General features: G+C 71.1%; 4 protein-coding genes. 3 read left to right on the top strand and 1 reads right to left on the bottom strand.

Annotation, left to right across the window (positions count from 1 at the left end; genetic code table 11):
- A partial coding sequence (locus H5J30_RS36035; protein ID WP_220189303.1) for a hypothetical protein occupies nucleotides 1–233 on the bottom strand: 233 nt, incomplete at its 3' end.
- A gap of 284 nt (nucleotides 234–517) precedes the next feature.
- Between H5J30_RS36035 and H5J30_RS24170 the strand changes: the two genes are divergently transcribed.
- The 3 genes from H5J30_RS24170 (at nucleotide 518) to H5J30_RS24160 (ending at nucleotide 2,923) form a co-directional block, all read left to right on the top strand.
- On the top strand, nucleotides 518–979 hold the full coding sequence (locus H5J30_RS24170; protein ID WP_026276341.1) for a PhzA/PhzB family protein: 462 nt from the start codon (nucleotides 518–520) through the stop codon (nucleotides 977–979).
- Nucleotides 980–1,033: 54 nt separating this feature from the next.
- Nucleotides 1,034–2,203 (top strand): 3-deoxy-7-phosphoheptulonate synthase, encoded by a 1,170-nt coding sequence (locus H5J30_RS24165; protein ID WP_181789477.1) that lies wholly within the window; start codon nucleotides 1,034–1,036, stop codon nucleotides 2,201–2,203.
- A gap of 96 nt (nucleotides 2,204–2,299) precedes the next feature.
- A complete protein-coding gene (locus tag H5J30_RS24160; RefSeq protein ID WP_181789476.1) occupies nucleotides 2,300–2,923 on the top strand; it encodes an isochorismatase family protein in 624 nt (207 codons plus the stop codon).
- Nucleotides 2,924–3,077 lie beyond the last annotated feature (154 nt).

The following is a 3,077-nucleotide window of genomic DNA, read 5'->3' as shown; positions in this document are numbered from 1 at the left end:
GCCGTTTTCGGCCGCACTTCATGAGGGCGCACATTCCCCTCCGCAACACCGGCGCGATGTATTGCACAGACGACCGGAAACAGAATGGCAATACCTTGCCAGGCGTCCGTGCCGAGCCGCTCGCTCGTGTTGAAAGGGCCCTGCGGACAGATATGGTGCAAGGGCAGGTCCGGATCCGTACAAGGCGTAAGGAGGCTCGACACGGCAGTGCGCGTTTCCATCCGATCTTCCACCGTGGCCGCACCTCCGGTGCGGCACTTCCGCATCCCGGGCACGCAGCCGGACCAACACTTTGCCCGCGGCGCGCCAACACGGGTCTGAAATTCCGGCCGGACCGGCAGAGACCGTACGCGACCTTGCAATTCACCGACCACCGAATTGCACCGGAACCGGCCGGAAGCGGAATCACCTCCGACACCCGTGCAACCGGCCGCTGTTGACCGTATTCAGGACGACGGAGTCCGTACGGCCCGCGCCCTCCCACCCGCCACCCCGAGTAAAGGGAAGCGAGACACTCATGCCCAGTGACAAAGAGGTACGCGACCACAACCGCGCCATCGTCGACAAGTACATGCACTGCCGCGGCCAGGACCGGCTGGAGCGCCACCTGCTGTTCACCGAGGACGGCACCGGCGGCCTGTGGACCACCGAAACCGGCGAGCCCATCGTCATCAGCGGCCGCGACACCCTCGGCGAGCACGCCGTCTGGTCACTGAAGTGCTTCCCCGACTGGGCCTGGATCAACATCGAGATATTCGACACCCAGGACCCCAACCGCTTCTGGGTCGAGTGCGACGGCGAAGGCAAGATCCTCTTCCCCGGCTACGAACCCGGCCACTACCGCAACCACTTCCTGCACTCCTTCCTCTTCGAGGACGGAAAGATCAAGCAGCAGCGCGAGTTCATGAACCCCTGCCAGCAGTTCCGCGCCCTGGGCATCGAGGTGCCCTCGGTACGCCGCGAAGGCATCCCGACCTGACCGCTGCCGGACCCACCATCCGCGAACCTCGACAGCACACCGCAGGGGGACAACGTGCCTAGCTCAGTCCAGGACTTACACGCGAGACCCGCACTCCAGCAACCCGTGTGGGAGGACACCGGCCAGGTGCGACGGGTGCGCGAGGCCCTCGCCGCCGCGCCGCCACTCGTCAGCGACGACGACGCGGCGCGGCTGCGGCGCGCCCTCGCCGAAGTCGCCGAGGGACGCGCCCACCTCATCCAGGCCGGCGACTGCGCCGAGGACCCGGCGGAATCCACCCCCTACCACGTGCGGCGCAAAAGCGCGCTCCTCGACGCCCTCGCCGGCACCGCCGCCGACATCACCGGCCGCCCCGCCCTGCGCATCGGCCGTATCGCCGGACAGTTCGCCAAACCCCGCTCCAAGCCCGTCGAACAGGTCGGCGACACCACCCTGCCCGTCTACCGCGGCCACATGGTCAACGCCCCCGAACCCGACGCCCGGGCCCGCCGCCCCGACCCCTCGCGCATCCTCACCTGCTTCGCCGCCGCCCAGGACGTCGTACGCACCCTCGACACCCTCAACGCCGGCCGCGCCGACACCGAACGGATCTGGATCAGCCACGAGGCCCTGCTCCTCGACTACGAGACACCGATGCTGCGCCGCACCGCCACCGGCGGGCAGTACCTCGCCACCGCGCACCTGCCGTGGGTCGGCGAGCGCACCCGCCAGCCCGGCGGCGCCCACGTCGGCCTCCTCGCCGACGTCGCCAACCCCGTGGCATGCAAGATCGGCTCCGGCACCACCGCCGAGGACATCACCGAACTCGCCGCCCGCCTGGACCCCGAACGCAGCCCGGGCCGCCTCGTGTTCATCGCCCGCATGGGCGCCGGCTTCGTCACCAGCCGCCTGCCCGCCCTCGTCCGGGCCGTCCAGGCCGCCGGACACCCCGCCGTGTGGATCTGCGACCCCATGCACGGCAACACCATCACCGGCCCCGACGGGCAGAAGACCCGCCTGATGGGCACCATGCTCGCCGAGATCCACGGCTTCTGCGCCGTCCTCGACACCACCGGCGGCACCAACGGCGGCCTCCACCTGGAAACCACCCCGGACCTGGTCACCGAGTGCGCCACCGACATCGCCGCCATCGGCTCCGCCGGCCGGCGCACCACCTTCTGCGACCCCCGGCTCAACCCCGGCCAGGCCCACCGGCTCGTCGCCGCCTGGGCCCGCACCCGCTGACGGCGGCACCGGGCACCGGGCACCCCCGGACCCCGGGCCGCGCGGCCCGGCCCCACCAGCCCGCGCACACCACCGCACCCTGAAAGGAGCCCCACCGTGGTCGGCATACCCGCCATCGACCCGTACGAGCTGCCGACGGCAGAGACCCTGCCGGCCAACCTGGCGGCGTGGACCCCCGACCCCGCCCGCGCCGTACTCGTCGTCCACGACATGCAGCGCTTCTTCCTGCGCCCCATACCCGAGCCGGTCCGCTCCCAGCTCGTCCACAACGCCGCGCTGCTGCGCAAACGCGCCGCCGAACTCGGCGCACCCGTCGCCTACTCCGCACAGCCGGGCGGCATGACCCCCGAAGAACGCGGCCTCCTCGTCGACTTCTGGGGCCCCGGCATGCGCACCGCACCCGAGGACCGCGAAGTCGTCCCCGAACTCACCCCCGCCGAAGGCGACTGGCTGCTCACCAAGTGGCGCTACAGCGCCTTCTTCAAATCCGGGCTGCTGGACAGGCTGCGCGCCGAGGGCCGCGACCAGCTCGTGCTGTGCGGCGTCTACGCCCACGTCGGCGTACTCGCCACCGCCGTCGACGCCTTCACCCACGACATCCAGGTGTTCCTCGCCGCCGACGCCGTCGCCGACTTCGGCGCCCAGGAACACCGCATGACCCTCGACTACGTGGCCCGCCGCTGCGGCATGGTCCTCCCGAGCGCGGAGATATTCGCATGAACACCGCAGCCGGCCCCCACCCGGACCCCACCGGCCCCGGCATCGCGCTCCTCGACCGGCTCCTGGCCGGCCCCCCGCCGCCCGCCTACGCCCTCCTGCACCGCCCCGAGAGCGGCACACCCCAAGGGCGAATGGGTCGCCCTCCAGCCCGACC

This window comes from Streptomyces phytophilus (assembly GCF_013870535.1).
Lineage (GTDB): Bacteria > Actinomycetota > Actinomycetes > Streptomycetales > Streptomycetaceae > Streptomyces > Streptomyces phytophilus.
The sequence above is the reverse complement of the archived record's forward strand: the minus strand, read 5'-3'. Positions and strand labels throughout refer to the sequence as shown.

What these genes read in the sequence shown, in the direction of transcription:
- H5J30_RS24170 (WP_026276341.1), top strand. Translation starts at nt 518, where the DNA reads ATGCCCAGTGACAAAGAGGTACGCGACCACAACCGCGCCATCGTCGAC.